The organism is Psychrobacillus sp. OK032 (genome assembly GCF_900111345.1).
Lineage (GTDB): Bacteria > Bacillota > Bacilli > Bacillales_A > Planococcaceae > Psychrobacillus.
This window is the reverse complement of the sequence record NZ_FOGY01000037.1, coordinates 1-1484: the sequence shown is the minus strand read 5'-3', so window position 1 is coordinate 1484 and position 1484 is coordinate 1. Positions and strand designations below refer to the sequence as shown.

At 33.1% G+C, this 1484-nt stretch carries 2 protein-coding genes; both read right to left on the bottom strand.

Annotated features, from left to right (window positions below; translation table 11 throughout):
* Positions 1–120: 120 nt before the first annotated feature.
* The gene (locus tag BMZ04_RS21820; RefSeq protein WP_093277831.1) at positions 121–813 is read right to left on the bottom strand and encodes a zf-HC2 domain-containing protein; all 693 of its coding nucleotides are present in this window, start codon (positions 811–813) and stop codon (positions 121–123) included.
* Positions 810–1289 carry an RNA polymerase sigma factor gene (locus BMZ04_RS21815; protein WP_093277829.1) on the bottom strand — a complete coding sequence of 160 codons (480 nt, stop codon included), beginning with the start codon at positions 1287–1289 and terminating at the stop codon, positions 810–812. Before BMZ04_RS21815 ends, BMZ04_RS21820 begins: the two co-directional genes overlap by 4 nt.
* Positions 1290–1484 lie beyond the last annotated feature (195 nt).

Here is a 1484-nt window from a genome sequence, read left to right as displayed (position 1 = left end):
TTAGTTCAATAAGAAAAAAGGCTTTACTCCTTCTTGAAGTAAAGCACCCGTTAGTTTAAGTATATTTCTTCACAAACATTTTATTAATATCTTCAATATTACATTATTACTACTTTGCAGTTATTTAAATCTACTCATATCCCACTTTCGTTCCATTTCTGCACTTGCTTTTGGAAGCTCCATTCCCTTTTCCCAAATAAGTACTGCATCATCTGGTGAACCGTAATACAAGGCATGTATTTCTTGATTATTCCAATTTTCTTGCTGTGCTTGCAAAATAAATTCTTCCTGTACATCACCAATGGGATGTTCGGTTTTTTGTTTCACGATTGGTCGCAGTGGAATCATATAAAAATTTCCATCTTCAACTAAAGAATATTTCACCCGAAGAACATCATATTCATCTAAAAAATCGACACTGTACACAATATGACCATTGTTTAATTGAAAAATATCTGAGATTTTAAAGTTTTCACTATCAACTGATTGGATATTCCATAAAAATAAAGCATAATAGCCACAGAATATGAATAAACCAACCATCGCTGTAATTCCAACACCTTTATATAGAGCTTTTTTTCTCAATTTTTTCAATGAATAAGCCATACTTCTAATCACTTTTTGGTCTTGATTACGATTTTGTATTTCTAACATTGGAATTTCGATTGCAACATTCAAGCTTTCTAATTCCGTCTTACATTCATTGCAGCTAGCAATATGCTCTTCTACTAACTTCTTCGTTTCATCACTGCATACACCGTCATAGTATAAGGGCAATAAATCCCTTATGACCGAGCATTGAATTTTTGTCATAACGTTTCCTCCTTATCCAGTTGTTGTATTTTTCGTTTTGCTCGATGAAATGTTACTCGTGCCCAGCTTTCTGTTTTTCCGAATAACTGACTAATTTGTACAAATGGGAGCTCTCCAAAAATACGTAGTGTGAACACTTCCTTATAGGGCTCATCCAATCGATGCAAAAGTTGATGCAAGTAGAAGGCATTTTCTTTTTGAAGAAATTGTTGCTCTACAAATTTATCGTCCTGTTTTTCGGTTAATTCAGGTTGTAAACGCTTTTGCTTTTCCATCTGTGTAAAGTATGTATTTTTCGCAATTTGACAAAGCCAAACGTTCATTTTGCTGTTTCCTTTGTACTGCTCAATATTTTGAAGTGCCTTATAAAACGTTTCTTGTGTAATTTCTTCAGCAATTGTTTCGTTACGACTAAGCGATAGCATAAATGCATAAACGTCTCGAAAATATAAACGATAAATCTGCTCAAAATCCATACCCGCCTCCTCCTTTCTCAAATAAGACTAATGAATAAACAATTCGTTACAAAAATATAAAATTAGTTGTACTATTTTTATAAATATGCATCACTTACAGTAGTAGATTAGTTGATTATGTGTAACAGTTCACACTGTATGATCGAAATCTACTCGTTGTTTTGGGCGTAAAAATAGACCATCGAATGATGATCT

Bases quoted from the DNA above. Each gene is read 5' to 3' on its own strand.
- BMZ04_RS21820 (WP_093277831.1), bottom strand. From the start codon at position 813: ATGACAAAAATTCAATGCTCGGTCATAAGGGATTTATTGCCCTTATAC.
- BMZ04_RS21815 (WP_093277829.1), bottom strand. From the start codon at position 1,289: ATGGATTTTGAGCAGATTTATCGTTTATATTTTCGAGACGTTTATGCA.